The organism is Duganella zoogloeoides, assembly GCF_034479515.1.
Lineage (GTDB): Bacteria > Pseudomonadota > Gammaproteobacteria > Burkholderiales > Burkholderiaceae_D > Rugamonas > Rugamonas zoogloeoides.
Genome location: NZ_CP140152.1, coordinates 5,560,039 through 5,576,856, shown reverse-complemented (window position 1 = coordinate 5,576,856; position 16,818 = coordinate 5,560,039). Strand labels below are relative to the sequence as shown.

Below are 16,818 nucleotides of genomic sequence, written 5' to 3'. Positions count from 1 at the left end.
AACACGCGCCCATTGCCGATGCCCGTTTCACCTCCATCCCCCGCCGCCATTCCCGCTGCGACCAATGCCGCCATGGCCGCCACGCGCGACCTGGAGCTGGTGATTCGCCACGTGCTGGCCGGTCTCGGCCACGGCATTCACGCGGGCCGCGAGCGCGGCGCGGGCGTCGAGTTTTCCGAGTACCGCGCCTATGCGCCCGGCGACGAATGGCGGCGCGTGGACTGGAAACTGCTGGCGCGCGCCGACCGTTATTTTGTGCGCGAGGCGGAGCGCGACAGCCACGTCGCCACCTGGCTGTGGCTCGACGCCACGGCGTCGATGGCGGAACCTAGCCGCGAATTGAAAGGGGTCGATAAGCTGTGGTTTGCCCGCACGGCGCTAGCCTGCGTGGCCGCCATCGCCCAGCGCCAGGGCGACGCCTTTGGCCTGGCCATTTGCAGCGGCGGCAAGGTGGCATTCACGCCGGCCGATCGCGGACCACGGCACTTGCAGCGGGTGCTGGCGCGGCTGGCTGGCGCGCGGGCGGAAGGCCTGCCGCCAACCGCGCAGGTATTGAAATCGAACCTGCATTTTGCGCGTGCGCCGAGCCTCGTATTTGCCGCCACCGATGGCCTGGACTGGCACGGCCAGTCTGGGCCGTCGCCGCTGTCGGAGGCGCTGCTGCGCCTGCGCAAGCTGCACCACGATGTGCGGCTGCTGACGGTGCGCACGCGGGCCGAAGTCGAAGCCAGTTTCCCTTCCGGCGCCGCTTATCGCGATCCCGAACAGGAGACGGGCCTGCACAGGTTTACCAAAGCCGAACGCGCCGCTTACCTCGAGTGCAGCGCGGCCCACTTCGGCGCGCTTGCCACCAGCTGCCGCCAGCACGATATTGTCCACCACGAGGCGTGTGTCGAGCAGCCGCTGGCGGACGTCCTGCGCCGCTGGCTGCAAAAAGCGGGAGCGCGTTGATGACGAGTAGCTATCCCTGGTGGTGGCTGGCGCTGCCGCTGCTGTTGCTACCGATCTGGTGGCACCGGCAAAAGCGCCAGCGCCTCGACGCCCAATTTCTGGCTACCGCGCGCTTCCTGCCTGCTGCCGCGCCGCAGCAGTTGCGCGTATGGCAGTGGCGCGACCGCTTGCTGTTGCTGGTGCGCTGCCTGTTGCTGGTGGCGCTGATCGCCTGGCTGGCCGTCACCGTATTACCATGGCGCGGCGACACGGTGCTGGTCGATGCCGGCGCCGACCATGCATGGGCTGCGCGCCAGATCGCCGATGCAGGGATGGATGGCGCACGGCGTATCGATTTGCCGCCGGACGCGCTGGCCTGGCTGCGCCACAACGAACCTGACTGGCGCGCCGGTGCGCGGCTGTTGATCGTGGCGCGCGAGGGGCAGATCGGCATGCCCGCGCGGGCGCCGCAGTTCGGTCATGCGGTGGAGCTGCGGGTGCAGGCTGCGCCAAACGTACCTCCGGCACCAGCCACGTCACCAGTGAGTCACCGGGTCGCGCTATCGGCAACGCCCGAGCGTGTACAGGCCTGGCGCGCGCTATTTGCCGCGTTCGGCCAGGCTGGCGATGGCGCGCAGCGTTACGTCATTGCTGGCGCGCCCGTCGCCACGACCGAATTGATCGTCTGGGATACACCAACGCTGGCACCACCGGCAGACTGGCGCGCGCCGCACTGGTGGCTGGGCGCCGGTAGTGACAAGGCCTGGCCGGAACTGGGCAAAGCCACCACCATCACCATCAACGGCGTCACACTGCGTTACGCCGACAGTGCGCGCGGCCGCCTGTGGACCTCGGCCGCCTTCCCGCCGCAAGATGCCGAGACCGCGCGCGCCCTGTACGAAGCATGGCGCCTGCTCGCTGTCGCACCGGCGCCTGTCTATCCGGCGCCGTCGCACAAGTTTGTCATGGCATCCGCTGCCGCCGATGCCAAGCCTGCCTACTGGATCGCCTGGCTGTTGCTGGCACTGTTTTTACTGGAACGGAGTCTGACCCATGCCCGCCGCTCCTGACCTGTTGCGCCAGCGGCTGTGGGCCGCCGTGCTGCGCCGCCGTGCGCCAGCCTGGTTGGTCGCGTTGACCCCGCTGGTGGCCGCCGCTGTGCTGCTGCCGGCCATGCGCACGTGGCTGCTGGCGGCGCTGGCCGCCTGGGCCCTTGGGCTGGCGCTGGACGCCTGGCGCTGGCGCCAGCGCATCGCCGCGCAATGGGCCGCCTGGCTGGACGCCGCCGTGCCGGCGCTGGAAGACAGCAGCGCGCTGCTGGCCGGCGAGCCAGCCACGCCCATGGCGCGCTTGCAGCAGCAGCGGTTGCAGGCGCGCCTGGCTACCAGCTTGAGCGCCGCCGACTATCGCGCCATCGCCTGCCGCCGCGCGCCGCTGGCCGCACCATCCTCGCTCGCACCGGTGGTGCTGGCAATGATCGCCACCGGCGCCGCCTGGTGTTACGGTGCCAGCGCCGTACGCGCCGTTGCGCAACCCGCCGCAACGCCTTCTGCCAACACGCCGGTGGTTGCCGGCGAAATCTACCTGCGCGTGACGCCGCCTGCTTACACTGGCGTGGCAGCCTTCGAGACTGGCGCGCGCGATATCGAGGTGCCGCAATACGCGCAGGTGCAGTGGTGCGTGCGCCAGCCGGCCGACTCGCCCGCCGAAAAGGCGGCGGTGGAGCTGAGCGACGGCGCCATCCTGGCCGTGGGCGCAGCCTGCGCCATGCGCCGCGTGGAAGACTCGCTGTTCTGGCGCGCCCGCAGTGCCGGCGCTGGCGGCGGCGCGCGCTACAACATCCGCGTCACACAGGACCAGGCGCCGCAGGTGACCATCGCCGAGCCGGTTGAATTGATCCACCTGCTGGCCAGGGATGCGGCGGCCGCGCGCATCGCCGTGGTGGTGCGCGACGACTACGCCATCATGCGCGCCAGCCTGCATATGACGCTGGCGCGCGGCAGCGGCGAGAACGTGCGCTTCACCGACCGCGAAGTGCCGCTGCCCAAGTCCGCTGACCCCAAACAGCGGACCTGGAACAAGCAGTGGACCTTGGCTGAGCTGGGCATGGAGCCGGGCGACGAACTGTATTTCTTCGTACGCGCCACCGACAACGATCCCGAAAATCCGCACACCGTGCAGTCGCCCACCTATACGCTGCGCCTGCCGGGACCGGAGGCCGAAAGCGTCGAGTCGACCGCGCTGCCCACCATGGTCAAACCGGAGAGCCTGCGCAGCCAGCGCCAGGTCATCATCGACACCGAACAACTGGTGGCGGACCTCCAGGCCCGGCCCAAGCTGGCCGACCTGCGCGCGCGCAGCGAGGCAATCGCCGCCGACCAGGCCGCGCTGCGGCTGCGCTACGGCCAGTTCCTGGGCGAGGAATCGAGCTTGTTCGGCGACGAGCATGGGCACGAGGGGCATGACAGCAAGCAGCCCGGCCACAAGGAAGATGATAGCCACAAGGAGCATGACAGTCACGAGGAGCATGGCGGTGCACCCAGCGACCAGCAGCACAGCAATCAATCGATGGGCACCGAGGTTGGCGCCATGCAGCGCTTCGGCCACGTCCACGACCAGGAAGACAACGCCACCATTTTCGACCCGCAAACCAAGGCGATCCTGAAACGCGCGCTGGCGGCCATGTGGGATGCGGAAAAGGCGCTGCGCGCGGTGACACCGAAGGCAGCGCTGGGTCCCGAGTACAAGGCGTTGGGTGCCATCAAGGAACTGCAGGCGGCCGAGCGCGTGTACCTGCACCGCACCGCCTTTGTACCGCCCGCGCTCAAGGAAGAAAAACGCCTGAGCGGCGACATGGTGGGCGCCATGAGTTACAAGCGCGCGCAGGGAGCCCCGGACGACACGGTGCCGGCCGAAGTACGCGACCTGGTGCAGGCGCTGGCGCTGGACGGCGCGCTGCCGGCGTTGTGGAGCAAGGCCGCACGCGACGCCATCGGCGCCCGCATCGCCGACCCGGAACAGAAACTGGCGGCGCAACGTGCGGTGCAGGATGTGCAGGACGGCTGCGTACCGTGTCGCGGTCCGCTGCGCGCCTGGCTGCGCGGCACGCTGGCCGATGCGCCCGTGCTGGTGCAGGCGCGCGTGGCAACGCAGTCGCCATTCCTGAGCGCCTGGCGCAACGAGGCCAGGCACCAGGAGCGGCCGGAACAGCAGCCGCAGCCCCAATTGCAACAGCAGTCGCGATCGCAATCGCAGCCGTCCGCACAACAGCAGCCGCCGCAGTCCAAACATCATCCGAAACCGGAGCCGCAACGATGATCTCGGTCACCCATCTGGCGCCAGCTTGCGTGGCCCTGGCCATCGGCATTTTCAGCGCCGCGCTGTATGGCCGGCGGCGCCAGTGGTTCAAAGCGTTGCTGGCCATGCTGGCGGGAGCGGCGCTGGCTGTGGCGCTGGCCGATGCCCGCCTGCCCGTGCCTGCGCCTGCGCTGACGGTCGTCACCGATGCCAGCGGCGCCATCGCCGACGCCCAATTGCAGGCGATGGCAGATGCCGGCTCGATCGACCTGGCCGGCGATGGCCTGCGCGCGGCGCAATGGCAGGATCTGCCGGCCCGTCCGCTGCGCTGGACGCCAACCAAAGACGAAGCGCTGTCGCTCGACTTCCCGCGCACCATGGCGCTGGGCCGCGTGTTCACGCTCACCGTGCACCGTCCGCAGGCGCACGGTGCGTGGCGGCTGCAACTGCTGGCCGAGAACGGCCAGTTGCTGGCCGATTCGGCATCCAGTGCCGCTCATGCGCCAGATGCAGCCAATGCGAAAAATGCAGCCAATGCCGCCAGCAGCAGCGCCGGTAAATCGCTCCAACGGTCCGTGCAATGGCTGCCACCGGTGGCCGAGGCGATGGTATTGCATGCGCGCGTGCTCGATGCCGCCGGCAAGGTCGTCGCCAGCGGACCGGTACCGGTCCAGGTAACGGCCCCGGTGCCGCTGCAGATCGTCGGCCGCTTCAACGCACCGTCGTTCGACGCCAGCGCGCTCAATCGCCTGCTGACCGACGGCGGCGCGGTGCTCGACTGGCAGGTCGTGCTGGGCAAGGCCATTGCCCGTACCGAGACCGCACGCACGGCCATTACGACTCCCAATGCGATGGTGGTCGATGCCGCTCATGTCGAACAGCTGGCGCCCGCTGCGCGCGCGGCCTTGCTGGCGCAAGTGAGGCAGGGCGTGCCGCTGGTGGTCCTGGGCGGCAACGCGGCCGATGCCGGCCTGTGGCAGCGCGACCTGGGCTTGCGGGTGCGGCCACAGTCGCCGACCACGGAACAGGAAGACCAGCGCCGGTTTGCGCTTGCCGGTGCGGAGTTGACGCTGGCGCCGGCGGCACTCAATCCCGATGATGTGGCCGGCGGCGAGTGGACGACGCTGGCGCGCGACAGCCATGCACGGCCATGGGCGTGGCAGCGCGCGCTGGGCCAGGGGCGCGTGGTGTGGATAGGCGTGGCCGACTGGCATCGCTACGCGATCAGCGCGCCAAGGGCGCTGGCGCTGTGGTGGCAGGGGGCGATGGATGCGATGGCGCTGGCCGGCGAGTCCGGGGCCGGGTGGGTGTTGACGGACCCGATGCCGCTGCCCGGACTGCGCACCGAAATTTGCGCGCGAGGCGCCAAGCCAGGCGCGGCGCTGCATATCGACGGCCTGGCCGATGCCCGCCTGCTGGCGCGTGCCGGCAAGGCCGATGCCATGTGCGCCGCCGTGTGGGCGCCACAGGCGGGCTGGCTGGCGCTGCGTAGCGAGGGCCTGGAGGCGGGACGCCAGTACGTGTATGCACCGGGCGACTGGCCGGCGTGGCAGCGCACGCTGCGGCGCGAGGCAACTGCCGCCTATGCCGCGCGCGCTGGCAGCACCCGGGCTGCCACCGGCGAGGCAAACGACAACGGCACCAGTGATGCCGCCAATGGCACTAACGGCACCACTAACGGCACCACTCGCGGCGCCGTCAATGACCGCCCGCTGCCAGCGATGCCGTTTGCCATCTTGTTCGCGCTGTGCATGCTGGCGCTGTGGTGGCGCGAGCAGCATGGCAACCCTGCACGACCAGCGCCGGGACTCAACGCCGATACCGACCCCGGCATCCCGGTGGCCGGTTAACGATTCAAACGCTCTGCCATCCCGCTACATGCGCCGGCGCCTCGATGGCGCAGGCCGGATCGGCCACCGGCGCCAGCCGGGTTTGCGCAAACGGCAGCACGCCCGCCCACGCCGGCCAGGACAGGTCTTCCTCGTCGTCCTTCGGGCCGCCGCTGCGCACCTTGCAGGCCGCTTCGTCGAGCGCGATGCGCATCACGGTCGTTGCCGCGTATTCCTTGTCCGAGCCCGGCCGCACTTCGGCCTGGCGGCCCGGCAGCAACTGCTCCATGAAATCCTCCATCGCCCGGCGCCGCGCTGCCTCGTCGGCCACCACTTCGAAGCGTCCGTAGATCATCGCCGACCGGTAGTTCATCGAATGGCTGAACGCCGAACGCGCCATCACTAGGCCGTCCAGGTGGGTGATGGTCACGCAGGCGTCGCTCTCCTGCAGGCGCTTGAGCATGCGGCTGCCGTTGGAGCCGTGGATGTACAGGTACTCGCCGTTGCGCCAGCAGGCGGTCGGTATGCAGTGCGCGCCCAGGCTGTCGGTAAAGGCGATGTGGCACAGGTAGGCGGCGTCGATGATCGCGTGCAGGGTGGCGGCGTCGTAGTGCGCGTTGCTGGCGACGCGGCGTACGCGGGTGCGCGCGCTGGGGGCGTTGGCGTGGTCGTTCATGTTCTCCATCTCAGAAAAGTGAGACACCAATATAATACGATGCTGGCCCTGAAATAAGGTCCACAACTATCAGTTTTCATGGAGCCACGATGGATCTTGCCCGGCTGCTCGCCACCTATACGCACCAGCACAGCCACCGCGCCTGGCCGCGCCAGCGCCTGCTGCACGAATGCCTGCGCGCGGCGATCCGCGACGGCACGCTGGCCGCCGGCACCCGCCTGGCCGCGTCGCGCGTGCTGGCGGAGGAATTACACGTGGCCCGCAACACCGTGCTGTACGCGTACGAGCAACTGGCCAGCGAAGGCTTTGTTGTCACCGACCGGCGTGGCACCGTGGTGGGGCCCCTGGTGCCGCTGCCCCCGGCTGTTCCGAGCACGATCACCACCACCGGCCTGTCCCAGCGCGCCCGCAACCTGCGCCCGCTCTACGGCACCGCCCAGCGCATGGGCGCGTTCGTCCCCGGCGTGCCCGCGCTCGACCAGTTTCCGATGGCCTTGTGGCGGCGCCTGGTCGAGCGCGCCTGGCGTGCACTCGCGCCTGCGCAGCTGAACTACGGCGACCCCTGCGGCGAAGCGGAACTGCGGACGGCGATTGCCGATCACCTGCGCGCCGCGCGCGGCGTGGTGTGCGAAGCCGGCCAGGTGTTCATCACCGATGGCGCCCAGAGTGGACTGGACCTGTGCCTGCGTGCGCTGGCCGATGCCGGCGACACCATCTGGCTCGAGAACCCCGGCTACGGCGGCGCGCTGGCGGCCGCGCGCGGGGCCGGGCTGGCGGTCACCGGCATCGATGTCGATGACGACGGCATCGCGCCCACGGCCGACGACTGGCTGCTGCGTCCTCCGCGCCTGGTCTATACCACGCCGTCGCACCAGTACCCGGTGGGCAGCGTACTCAGTTTGCGGCGGCGACTGGCGCTGATCGACGCGGCGCGGGTGGCCGGCGCCCTGATCATCGAGGACGACTACGACAGCGAATTTCGCCACGACGGCGCGCCGCTGTCGGCCATGCAGGGCCTGGTGCCCGAGGCGCCGGTGGTGTACCTGGGCACCTTCAGCAAAACCATGTTCCCGGGCCTGCGCATCGGTTTCGTGGTGGTGCCACGGGACCTGGCGCCGGCGTTTGCCGCCATGCGCGCGCAGTCTTATGCGAGCGGGCGCGCGGCCGAGCAACTGGCGCTGGCCGAATTCCTGCGTAGCGGCCAGTTTGCCCTGCACGTGCGGCGCATGCGGCGGCTGTACCGGCAGCGGCGCGATGCGCTGGCGGTGGCGCTGGAAAAACACCTGGGATCGGTGGCGACGGTGCACGGCGCATCGGCCGGTATGCACTTGTCGCTGCGCCTGCGCGACCAGGACCTCGACGACGCTGCGATCAGCGCGCAGGCGCTGGCGCAAGGCGTGGTGGTAAACGCCCTGAGCCGCCATGACACGCACGGCGGCTCGGGCTGGAAGGGACTGATGCTCGGCTACGCGCAGGTGCCGGCGGCAGAGATGGACGACCTGGTCAGGCGGCTGGCGGTGGTGGTGCACCTGGCGGCGTACAACTGCCGCCAGCGTGCGGCAAAGTGACCTCGGAAAACCGTAGTGAGCGGTTCGGTGTCGTCCCGAGTAGCGCAAGCGTACGAAGGTATGCTGAGCAACGCAGGGGCGACACCGGGCCGCGCAGCAGGTTTGCCGGGGTCACTTAAAACGCCGTATCGGCGCGCACGTACATCGAACGGCCATTGACGCCGAACGGGCAGGTTTCCCAGCAGCGCGTAAAGCCCAGTTTCGGGAAATCGCCGCCGTTGGTCCATTCGGACGGCAACTGGTCGAACAGGTTGTTGACGCCCAGGCTCAGGAAGGTGCGCTTGCTGAAGGCATAGCGCACCGACGTATCGACCAGCCACTTCGCATCCCATGTATGCAGGGGGCTGAAGCTTTGCGCCTGCACTTCGCCGTAGTAGTTGGCGCGGGCGTTGAGGTTCCACGCACCGTTGGTGTAATCGGCCGCCACCACGTGGTGCTTGCGCGGCTGGCCGCGTTCCAGCAGGGTCACCTGCGCCTGGTCGAACAGGGTCTCGCCGCTCAATACCGATGACGTCGAATGGCGCTTGGCCACTTCGGTCTTGTTGAAGCCCAGTTGGCCCGACAGCACCAGCGCCGACGAGGCGAAGCGGCTGGTGTGTTCGGCCACGATGTCGAGGCCCCGGGTGCGGGTATCGACCGCGTTGGTGAAGAACTGCGCCTGGCCCACGCCCAGCGGGCGCAGCACGTTGGCGATCGGGCCGCCGTTCGCTTCCGGTGCGATCTCGCTCGAGAACACGATGCGGTCACGGATCTTGATCTGGTACGCGTCCACCGTCAGCGACATGTTCGATGCCGGCCGCAGTACCAGGCCCACGCTGGCGTTGCGCGAGGTCTCTTCCTTGAGCGGAGCGATGCCGAAGGCTTGCGTGACGGCGCTGCCCTGGCGCGCGGTCAGCGTTTCGGTCAGCACGCCGTTATTCAGGTTGGTCGAGACGGAGCTGTAGAACTCCTGCTGCACGCTCGGTGCGCGGAAGCCGGAGGAGATGCTGCCGCGTACGCCCACCGTCTTGGTCGGGTCCCAGCGGGCGCTGAGTTTGCCGGTGACGGTGTTGCCGAAGTCCGAGTATTTTTCATAGCGCACGGCGCCGGCCAGCGTGACATTGTCCACCGGCTTGTGCTCGACGTCGAGGAACAGCGCGATGTTGTGGCGGCCGTCATCGACCGCGGTGGCGGGGGTGTAGCCGGGGAAGCCCTGGATGCCCGAGGCGGCGGTGTTGCCGTTCTGGCCCACGATGCGGATGGCCGGGTTGTTGGTGCGGCCGTACTGGTACGAGACCGGGTCGCCGGCGACTATCTGGTAGTTGTCGCGGCGGTATTCGAAACCGGTGGCCAGGAACAGGCTGGCGTCGCCCAGTTTGACCGGGCCCTTGATGTCGGCGTTGAAGGTAGTCTGGTTGAATTTCAGGGTGCCGGTATCGGCCTCGCGCGGCGATTCGGCGTAAATGCCGCCGCCCGGTTTCGGTTCGTACCAGTAGCTGGTATTGATGCTGTCCGATTCGTGGAACGCCAGTTCGCTGGCGCCGTGGTTGATGCTGATGTCGGCCTTCCAGTCATTGGCCAGGTCGCGCCGGTAGCCGAACGCGAACGAGGCGTCCTTGATGTCGGTGTGGATGGCGGGCAGGAAGCCGTTTGGCGACACGGCCGGTACGGTGCGGTCGTCGCCGGCCGAGCGGAAGAAGCCGAACGAGTCGCCCTTGCGCTTGGAGACGCCGCCGAAGGCGTAGAACTCGCTGTCCTTGTCGATCGGCAGCGCGGCATTCCACCAGAAGTACAGGTCGCGGGTATTGCTGTCGCCGATATGCTGCGTGACACGCGGCGGGTTCACGCGCAGCGAGTCGACGCCGGCGCGGTTGGTTTCGCCGCGCTTGCGCGCTTCGACCGTCAGGTTCAGGTAGCCGCCGTCCTGGCCCAGCGCCACGCCGGTGTTGGCGCTGGCCGAGTACAGGTCGCCGTCGCCTTCCGAGGTGGTGCCGTAGGTGCCGCTCACCGACGTCTCCTCGACCTGCGACTTGAGCACGATGTTGATCACGCCGGCAATCGCGTCCGAGCCGTACTGGGCGGCGGCGCCGTCGCGCAGCACCTCGATATGGTGGATGGCTGCCAGCGGAATGGCGTTGATGTCGGTACCGGCCGAGCCGCGTCCCACGCTTTGCTGGACGTTGACCAGCGCCTGCTGGTGGCGGCGCTTGCCGTTGACCAGGACCAGTACCTGGTCCGGTCCCAGCGAACGCAGGGTGGCGGGGCGGATGCTGTCGGTGCCGTCGCTGATAAACGTGCTGGAGAAGTTGAACGACGGGTCCAGCGTCTGCAGCAGCTTGCCCAGCTCCAGCGGGCCGGCGGTCTGCATGTCTTTCAGGCTGATCAGGCCGACGGGGGACGAGGTATCGAGTGCCGTCTTGGCCACCGAGCGCGAGCCCAGTACGACCACAGTTTGTTCTTTGGCTGCCTGTTCCTCGGCAGCCGACTGCGCGCCGGACTGGCCGGCGGCCAGCAGGGCGATGGCGCCGGCGATGATGCCGGCGAGCTGGCTGCGCTTGAAGTGGGGTGCTCTTGTCATGGTCTCTTTCCAGGATTTTTTTGTGGGGAACGCCCGGTGGTACCGGTCGGTCAAAAAATACTAGTCGGAGGCAGGCCCCGCAGCAATGAGGGTTTTCAACCCCCAGGCGGGCAATGTTGCAGAATGAATACTTGGCATGCTGTCATGACGATATTGCGTGCTTTGTAACGCAATGTATCGTATGCTGGGCTGGCACCAGTCATGCATGCGGCGGCTGCCGCCGCAAAGTGTGGCGCGCCTGCATCGCTGGCCAGCGCTACCGCTGGTCCAGCATCCAGCCCTTCAAACCGTTGACCCAGGCCTTGGCCGGCAAATTAAGTGTTTTCTTGATCTGCCCGGCGCGCTCGTACAGCACCGAAAAATCGATCACCGGCGCCTGCTTGAAAGCGATCACCACGATGTTGGCATCGTGCACTTCAGGCAGCCACACCACGGCGTCGAACACCAGTTCCATGGCCTGCAAATTCTTGTCATAGTTGGAAAAGTCGCCAAACACATTGGTGGTCATGATGCCGCCGTCGGCCAGGGTGTCGTAGCAGGCCTGGTAGAACTCGGGCGAGTCGAGCACCGGGCCGCGCGCCTCCTCGTCGTACAGGTCCACCTGCAACACGTCCACGGTGCCGTGGTTGGCCGGGTCGAGCACGAAGTCCATGGCGTTCATTTCACGCACGTCGAGGCGCTCGTCGTTGGACGGCAGGCCGAATTGCGCCTGGCACATGGCGATCACGTTGGGATTGAGTTCGGCTACGGTCACGCGCGCTTTCGGAAAGCGCCGGTAGCTGAACTTGGTCAATGCAGCGCTGCCCAGGCCCAGTTGCACGATGTGGCGCGGGCTGTCGTTGAAAAGCAGCCACATCATCATCATTTGCACGTACTCGAGCTCGATGTTGTCGGGCTTGGCGATGCGCATGGCGCCCTGCACCCACGAGGTGCCCAGGTGCAGGCTGCGCACGCCCTGGTATTCGGTGATGGTGGCGGGCGGGTGGCCCGGCTGGTCGAAGCGGGTAGGAATGGAAGACATGGCCGGCATTGTACCGGCTGCCGGTAAAAAAAAGACGCCGCAGCGTCTTTTCGGGTTTCGCGCGGAGATTCAGTTCTTCTTGCGGCGACGGGCCATGAAGCCCAGCAGGCCCAGGCCGCCCAACATCATGGCGTAGGTTTCCGGTTCCGGTACGGCCAGCACATTGATGTTGCCGCCATAGGAGCCGCCGCCCGACGAGACGATGCCGCTGACGGTGAGCGTCAGTGGGCCGGCGCCCAGGTACACCGGCGCCAGCGTGAACACGCCTGGCTGGGTTGCCGAGGCGGTGAACGGGTTGTTGTTGAGCGAAGCCGTGATCGAACCGAGGTCGCCAAAGCCGAACAGCGAGAAGTTGATCACGCCGCCGCTGGCCCAGACTGGCGTGGTAGGCGATGGGGTGAAGGTGAACACGTCGGTGAAGAAGCCCGAAGCGGCATTGACCGGCGTGTGGCTGAAGCCAGCGGTCCAGTAGCTGGGATTGGTGCTGTTTTGCTCCAGCTGGATGTCGGGGGTGGAAGGACCTCCGTTATACGAACCCGCGTGGGCGCTGGTGGCGATAGACCCGGCGAGCATTGCTGCCAGTGCGATGAATTTTAATTTCATTATATGACTCCGCTTAATAAAGACCCGAGGAAGATTCAAGAAAACGCAAACTACAACGTCAACTTACGATGGGCTCAATTGCTTGTCAATTTTATATTTACTTATGTAATTTCAAACTTCAATAGCTTTTTTATATCATCAGGGGCGCAGTGCACAAAAATTACTTTATATTAATTTCCGTTGTGCAAAATTTAAAATTTTATTGTCGAGTTCGCCAATGGCGCGTTGCGTGTAGCAGACACTAAAGCATCAGGGTAACTGTCAGTCCGCCGCCTTCGCGATTGCTCAGCGTAATGCGGCCGCCGTGGGCTTCGATGATTTCGCGCGCCAGCGCCAAGCCCAGGCCGGTGCCGCTGCGCTTGGTCGAGTAAAACGGTACCAGCGCGTTGGTCCGCACCGTATCGCTCATGCCCGGACCGCGATCGTGGACGTCGATGCGCAGCAGATTGTAGTGTCGGCGTACTTCGAGCGCCACCTGGTCGGGTGGGGATCCCGATTCGTGGGCATTCTTGATTAGGTTGAGCAGCGCTTGCTCAAGCTGGGCCGGATCGAAGGCGCACGGCTCGGACGGCAGCGAACCGACCACGCGGAACAGGATTTGCTCGCCCAGCGCGGCCAGAAACGGCGCCCAATGCTGCATCGCAAGGCGCGGCGTGGGCAGCTTGGCGAAGCGGGCATAGCCGAGGATGAAAGTCTCCAGGTGGCGCGTGCGTTCTTCGATGGTAGCGAGGATGTGGGGCAGGCGTTCGGTTTGGCCGCGCCGCACCAGCTCGGCGCCGGAATGGGCCAGCGACGTCAGCGGCGCCAGCGAATTGTTCAGTTCGTGGCTGATCACGCGTATCACTTTTTTCCAGGTCTGCACTTCCTGGCGCCGCAGTTCCATGGTGAGCTGGCGCAGCAGCAGCAGTTCGTGGCGGCGGCCGTTGAGCTGGAAACTGCGCCGCGCCAGGTGGTACACATCTTCTTCGTCGCCATCGGCCCCGCTCCCGCTTGCGGTGGTGGTAAACAGGCCGTCGCCGCCGCGCGCCAGGGCTTCCGACAGCGCCGGCGACACCTGCGCCAGGATGGCGTCGAGGCGCTGGCCTTCGAGCTTGCGGCCCTCGGCCAGCAACTGGCGCGCGGCGATGTTGGCATACACCACGGCGCCGCTGTGGCCCGCGCTATCGGTGCCGTTGCCAGCACCGCTGTTTATCAGCAGCATCGCCACCGGGGTGTTTTGCACCATGGTGTCGAGCAGTAATTCACGTTGCACCAGCGCCAGGCGTTGCTGGCGCAGCACGTCGCCCAGCGCGTTGTGGGCGTCCACCAGGTCGCTCAGTTCGTCGTTTTGCGGCCAGCGCAGGGAAAACGAAAAATCGCCGTCCTGGTAGCTGGTGACGGTGCCGGTCAGGGCGCGGAACAGCGACAGCATGTGTTCGAGCTGGGCGCGGATGGTGATGATGGCCAGCGGCAGCACGCACAGCAGGCACAGCGCCAGCACCAGCAGCGGCTGGTCGGGCAGCAGGTAGCTCAGGCCCTGGGCGATCACGATGCCGACCGTCACCAGCGTAGCGATCAGTGCGGTCCAGCGCGTGAGCAAGGACAGGCGCATGCGTTGCGCACGCGCGCCGGGGGCGGGCACGTGCCGGTCCGGGGCCGGCGGCTTCTGTGCCGGCGCTTGCGCCTGCGGTTCCGGCGACTGTTCGGGCGGCGCGACGCTGGCCATCAGGGCCGCACGATGCCCAGGCGTTCCATGCGCCGGTACAGCGCCTGGCGCGACAGGCCGAGCTCGGCTGCCGCCTGCGCCACCACGCCGCCGGCGCGCGCCAGGGCCAGGCCGATGGCGTCGCGGTCCGGTTCGCGGCCGGCGTCGTCCGGTGCAGCGCCGGTCAATGGCGTGGCGGGCGCCGCCGGCAGGCCCAGGTCGCCGGCCAGGATCAGCTCGCCCCGCGCCAGCAGGCTGGCGCGCAGCATGACGTTTTTCAGCTCGCGCACATTGCCGGGCCAGCCATGGGCCAGCAGCGCAGCCTGCGCATCGGCATGCAGCTGCCTGCCAGCGCCGAGGAAGTGAACCGCCAGCGGCACGATGTCGGCCGGGCGCGCGGCCAGCGGCGGCACCTTCAATTCGATCACGTTGAGGCGGTAGAACAGGTCTTCGCGAAACGTGCCAGCGCGGATCATGGCGGGCAGGTCGGCGTTGGTGGCGCTGATCACGCGGACCTTGACTTGCCGTTCGCGGTTGGCGCCCAGGCGCTCGAAGCGACCGGTTTCCAGCACGCGCAGCAGCTTCATTTGCCCGGCCAGCGGCAGGTTGCCGATCTCGTCGAGGAACAGGGTACCGCCATCGGCCGCCTCGAACCTGCCTTCGCGTGCGCGGGTGGCGCCGGTGTAGGCGCCTGCTTCGGCGCCGAACAGTTCGGCCTCGATCAGCTCGGCGGGCAGGGCGCCGCAGTTGAGCACCACGAACGGGCCGTCGCGCACGGCGGAATTGGCCTGGATGATGGCGGCAATGCCTTCCTTGCCGGCGCCGTTGGGTCCACTGATCAAGACCGGCACGTCGGCGCGCGCCACCTGGCAGGCCAGGTGGATCACGCGTTCGGTGGCCGGGTCTTGCCACACCATGCCGCGCAGGTCGTGGCCCGCTTCAAGTTCGCGGCGCTGGCGCTGCTCGGCCTGCGCGCGGCGGGCCAGGTCGCGCCGCGCCTGGCCCAGGGCGATCAGGTTGTTGACGGTGGCCACCAGCCGGGTGTCGTCCCACGGCTTGGGCAAATAGTCGGCGGCGCCGGCCTTGACCAGGTCCACCGCCGCGTCCAGGTGGGTCCACGCCGTGAGCAGGATGACCGGCAGCTCGGGGTGGCGCGCGCGGATGGCGCGGAACAGCGCCACGCCTTCCGCGCCGGACGTGGTGTCGGCAGTAAAGTTCATGTCTTGCAGCACCAGGTCCACCTGGTGTCGCGCCAGCAGGTCCAGGCCCTCTTGCGGCGAGGCGGCGCGCAGCGTGGCGATGTCGTGCAGCGAGAACAGCACGTCCAGCGCCAGGGCGACGCCGGCGTTGTCGTCGATAATGAGTACGGTAGGCATGCTGTAAGCATAACATTGCCTTCCCATCCTGTGGCCGGTCATGCGCTGCGGGTGGCGGTAGCTGGCGAGATGCTGGCTGCGCGCCAGGCCGGGCCGTACACGGCGGCCAGGCCCAGCAGCCACAGCAGGACGGCGCCGCCCGCCAGGTACACTGGTGGCAGGCGTGGCAATTCAAGCTGACTGACCAGCAGTTGGTTCAGACCCAGCCCCAGCAGCACGCCGGCCACCACGCCGGCGCTGGTGATCATGAAGTTCTCGGCCAGGAAGTAGCGCAGGATGTCCACGCGCCGGGCACCGAGCGCGCGGCGCACGCCGATCTGCTTGCGCCGCTGCGTGACCCACAGGCTGGCCATGCCGACGATGCCGCTGGCGGTGATCAAGAGCAGCAGCACGCTGACGGTGACCAGCATCCAGGCCATGGCGTAATCGGCGCGGTAGCGCAGGCTGCGGAATTCCTCGAAGCTCTTGGTGCGTACGATGATCGGCGTGGGCGAGGCCGCGCGCAATGCTGCTTCCACTTCCTTCATCACGCGGTCGCGCTGGCCCGGTTCGGCGCGCACCGTGTAGTCGCTGCCGGGCATGCCGGTCAGGCGGACCGGCACGATGGTGGAGAATTCGCCGCGTTCGTCGATCTGCGCGGCCGGCGTTTGCAGGCGCTCGACCACGCCGACGACTTGCAGTTCGCGCGCCGAAACGCCATTGCCATTATAAAAAATTTTGCCCACGACATTGTCGACGCCGGGAAACAGCTTGCGCGCCAGCGCCTGGGTGATAATGGCCACGCGCGGCGACTCCTTGCTGGTGTTCATGTCGATCTCGACATACTCGTTGGGCAGGAAATCGCGCCCGGCCACCAGTTGCAGTTCCCAGGCCTGCACGATCGAGTCGCCCACCATGTAGTTGGTGGTATTGGCTTGCATGACCACCTGCTTGCGGTCGGTGGTCAGGCCGCTGTAGTTGCCCGAGCGCGTGAGCGGCGCCTGGGTGGTGGCAGCGGCCGCCTGCACGCCGGCCACCGCGCGCAGCGTAGCTGTCTCGCGCCGCTGCAGCGCCAGCTCGTCCTGGTGCGTGCCCACGCCCATGCGGCGCACTTCCACGCCGAAGATCTGCTGCTCGTGGGCCACGCCCGATGGCCGCGCCGCCACGGCCTGGCGCACCTGCACGATGTACAGCGCGTTGGCCAGGATGGCCAAGCTCAGCGCCACCTGGGTGGCCACCAGCAGCGGGCCGGTCTTGTTGCGCCACAGCGCGGAAAGGATCGGATGTGCCATGGGAAG

The 16,818-nt window shown here is 67.5% G+C and carries 12 protein-coding genes; 5 read left to right on the top strand and 7 right to left on the bottom strand.

Features of this window, described 5'->3' with window-relative positions; translation table 11 throughout:
* Positions 1-18 precede the first annotated feature (18 nt).
* Genes SR858_RS24520 through SR858_RS24505 form a run of 4 tightly spaced genes read left to right on the top strand, consistent with a single transcriptional unit; the run spans position 19 to position 6,077 of the window.
* Positions 19-951: a DUF58 domain-containing protein gene (locus SR858_RS24520; RefSeq protein ID WP_040378052.1), complete on the top strand. Its 933-nt coding sequence runs from the start codon at positions 19-21 to the stop codon at positions 949-951.
* Positions 951-2,000 carry a hypothetical protein gene (locus tag SR858_RS24515; RefSeq protein WP_019923523.1) on the top strand — a complete coding sequence of 350 codons (1,050 nt, stop codon included), beginning with the start codon at positions 951-953 and terminating at the stop codon, positions 1,998-2,000. The genes SR858_RS24520 and SR858_RS24515 overlap by 1 nt, the downstream gene beginning before the upstream one ends.
* Positions 1,984-4,248 (top strand): hypothetical protein, encoded by a 2,265-nt coding sequence (locus SR858_RS24510; RefSeq protein ID WP_019923522.1) that lies wholly within the window; start codon positions 1,984-1,986, stop codon positions 4,246-4,248. Before SR858_RS24515 ends, SR858_RS24510 begins: the two co-directional genes overlap by 17 nt.
* Complete coding sequence (locus SR858_RS24505; RefSeq protein WP_019923521.1) at positions 4,245-6,077, top strand: hypothetical protein; 1,833 nt, start codon at positions 4,245-4,247, stop codon at positions 6,075-6,077. Before SR858_RS24510 ends, SR858_RS24505 begins: the two co-directional genes overlap by 4 nt.
* Positions 6,078-6,081: 4 nt before the next feature.
* Here the strand turns inward: SR858_RS24505 and SR858_RS24500 are convergent, their stop codons facing one another.
* Positions 6,082-6,732: a pyridoxamine 5'-phosphate oxidase family protein gene (locus tag SR858_RS24500; protein WP_019923520.1), complete on the bottom strand. Its 651-nt coding sequence runs from the start codon at positions 6,730-6,732 to the stop codon at positions 6,082-6,084.
* 89 nt (positions 6,733-6,821) lie between these two features.
* Here SR858_RS24500 and pdxR point away from each other — a divergent pair, with 89 nt between their 5' ends.
* On the top strand, positions 6,822-8,300 hold the full coding sequence (gene pdxR, locus SR858_RS24495) for a MocR-like pyridoxine biosynthesis transcription factor PdxR (RefSeq protein ID WP_019923519.1): 1,479 nt from the start codon (positions 6,822-6,824) through the stop codon (positions 8,298-8,300).
* Positions 8,301-8,415: 115 nt separating this feature from the next.
* Here the strand turns inward: pdxR and SR858_RS24490 are convergent, their stop codons facing one another.
* From SR858_RS24490 to SR858_RS24465, 6 genes are all read right to left on the bottom strand, one after another.
* Positions 8,416-10,857, bottom strand: a complete 2,442-nt coding sequence (locus tag SR858_RS24490) for a TonB-dependent receptor plug domain-containing protein (RefSeq protein WP_019923518.1) — start codon at positions 10,855-10,857, stop codon at positions 8,416-8,418.
* A 256-nt stretch (positions 10,858-11,113) separates the two neighbouring features.
* Entirely contained in the window at positions 11,114-11,887 is a 774-nt protein-coding gene (locus SR858_RS24485; RefSeq protein ID WP_019923517.1) for a spermine/spermidine synthase domain-containing protein, read from the bottom strand.
* A gap of 60 nt (positions 11,888-11,947) precedes the next feature.
* The gene (locus tag SR858_RS24480; protein ID WP_019923516.1) at positions 11,948-12,481 is read right to left on the bottom strand and encodes an FxDxF family PEP-CTERM protein; all 534 of its coding nucleotides are present in this window, start codon (positions 12,479-12,481) and stop codon (positions 11,948-11,950) included.
* 241 nt (positions 12,482-12,722) lie between these two features.
* Entirely contained in the window at positions 12,723-14,186 is a 1,464-nt protein-coding gene (locus tag SR858_RS24475) for a sensor histidine kinase (protein ID WP_019923515.1), read from the bottom strand.
* Positions 14,186-15,541: a sigma-54-dependent transcriptional regulator gene (locus SR858_RS24470; RefSeq protein WP_019923514.1), complete on the bottom strand. Its 1,356-nt coding sequence runs from the start codon at positions 15,539-15,541 to the stop codon at positions 14,186-14,188. The genes SR858_RS24475 and SR858_RS24470 overlap by 1 nt, the downstream gene beginning before the upstream one ends.
* Positions 15,542-15,579: 38 nt before the next feature.
* A complete protein-coding gene (locus SR858_RS24465; protein ID WP_019923513.1) occupies positions 15,580-16,812 on the bottom strand; it encodes an ABC transporter permease in 1,233 nt (410 codons plus the stop codon).
* Positions 16,813-16,818: the final 6 nt, after the last annotated feature.

Bases quoted from the DNA above. Each gene is read 5' to 3' on its own strand.
- SR858_RS24520 (WP_040378052.1), top strand. From the start codon at position 19: ATGCCCGTTTCACCTCCATCCCCCGCCGCCATTCCCGCTGCGACCAAT.
- SR858_RS24515 (WP_019923523.1), top strand. From the start codon at position 951: ATGACGAGTAGCTATCCCTGGTGGTGGCTGGCGCTGCCGCTGCTGTTG.
- SR858_RS24510 (WP_019923522.1), top strand. From the start codon at position 1,984: ATGCCCGCCGCTCCTGACCTGTTGCGCCAGCGGCTGTGGGCCGCCGTG.
- SR858_RS24505 (WP_019923521.1), top strand. From the start codon at position 4,245: ATGATCTCGGTCACCCATCTGGCGCCAGCTTGCGTGGCCCTGGCCATC.
- SR858_RS24500 (WP_019923520.1), bottom strand. From the start codon at position 6,732: ATGAACGACCACGCCAACGCCCCCAGCGCGCGCACCCGCGTACGCCGC.
- pdxR (WP_019923519.1), top strand. From the start codon at position 6,822: ATGGATCTTGCCCGGCTGCTCGCCACCTATACGCACCAGCACAGCCAC.
- SR858_RS24490 (WP_019923518.1), bottom strand. From the start codon at position 10,857: ATGACAAGAGCACCCCACTTCAAGCGCAGCCAGCTCGCCGGCATCATC.
- SR858_RS24485 (WP_019923517.1), bottom strand. From the start codon at position 11,887: ATGCCGGCCATGTCTTCCATTCCTACCCGCTTCGACCAGCCGGGCCAC.
- SR858_RS24480 (WP_019923516.1), bottom strand. From the start codon at position 12,481: ATGAAATTAAAATTCATCGCACTGGCAGCAATGCTCGCCGGGTCTATC.
- SR858_RS24475 (WP_019923515.1), bottom strand. From the start codon at position 14,186: ATGGCCAGCGTCGCGCCGCCCGAACAGTCGCCGGAACCGCAGGCGCAA.
- SR858_RS24470 (WP_019923514.1), bottom strand. From the start codon at position 15,541: ATGCCTACCGTACTCATTATCGACGACAACGCCGGCGTCGCCCTGGCG.
- SR858_RS24465 (WP_019923513.1), bottom strand. From the start codon at position 16,812: ATGGCACATCCGATCCTTTCCGCGCTGTGGCGCAACAAGACCGGCCCG.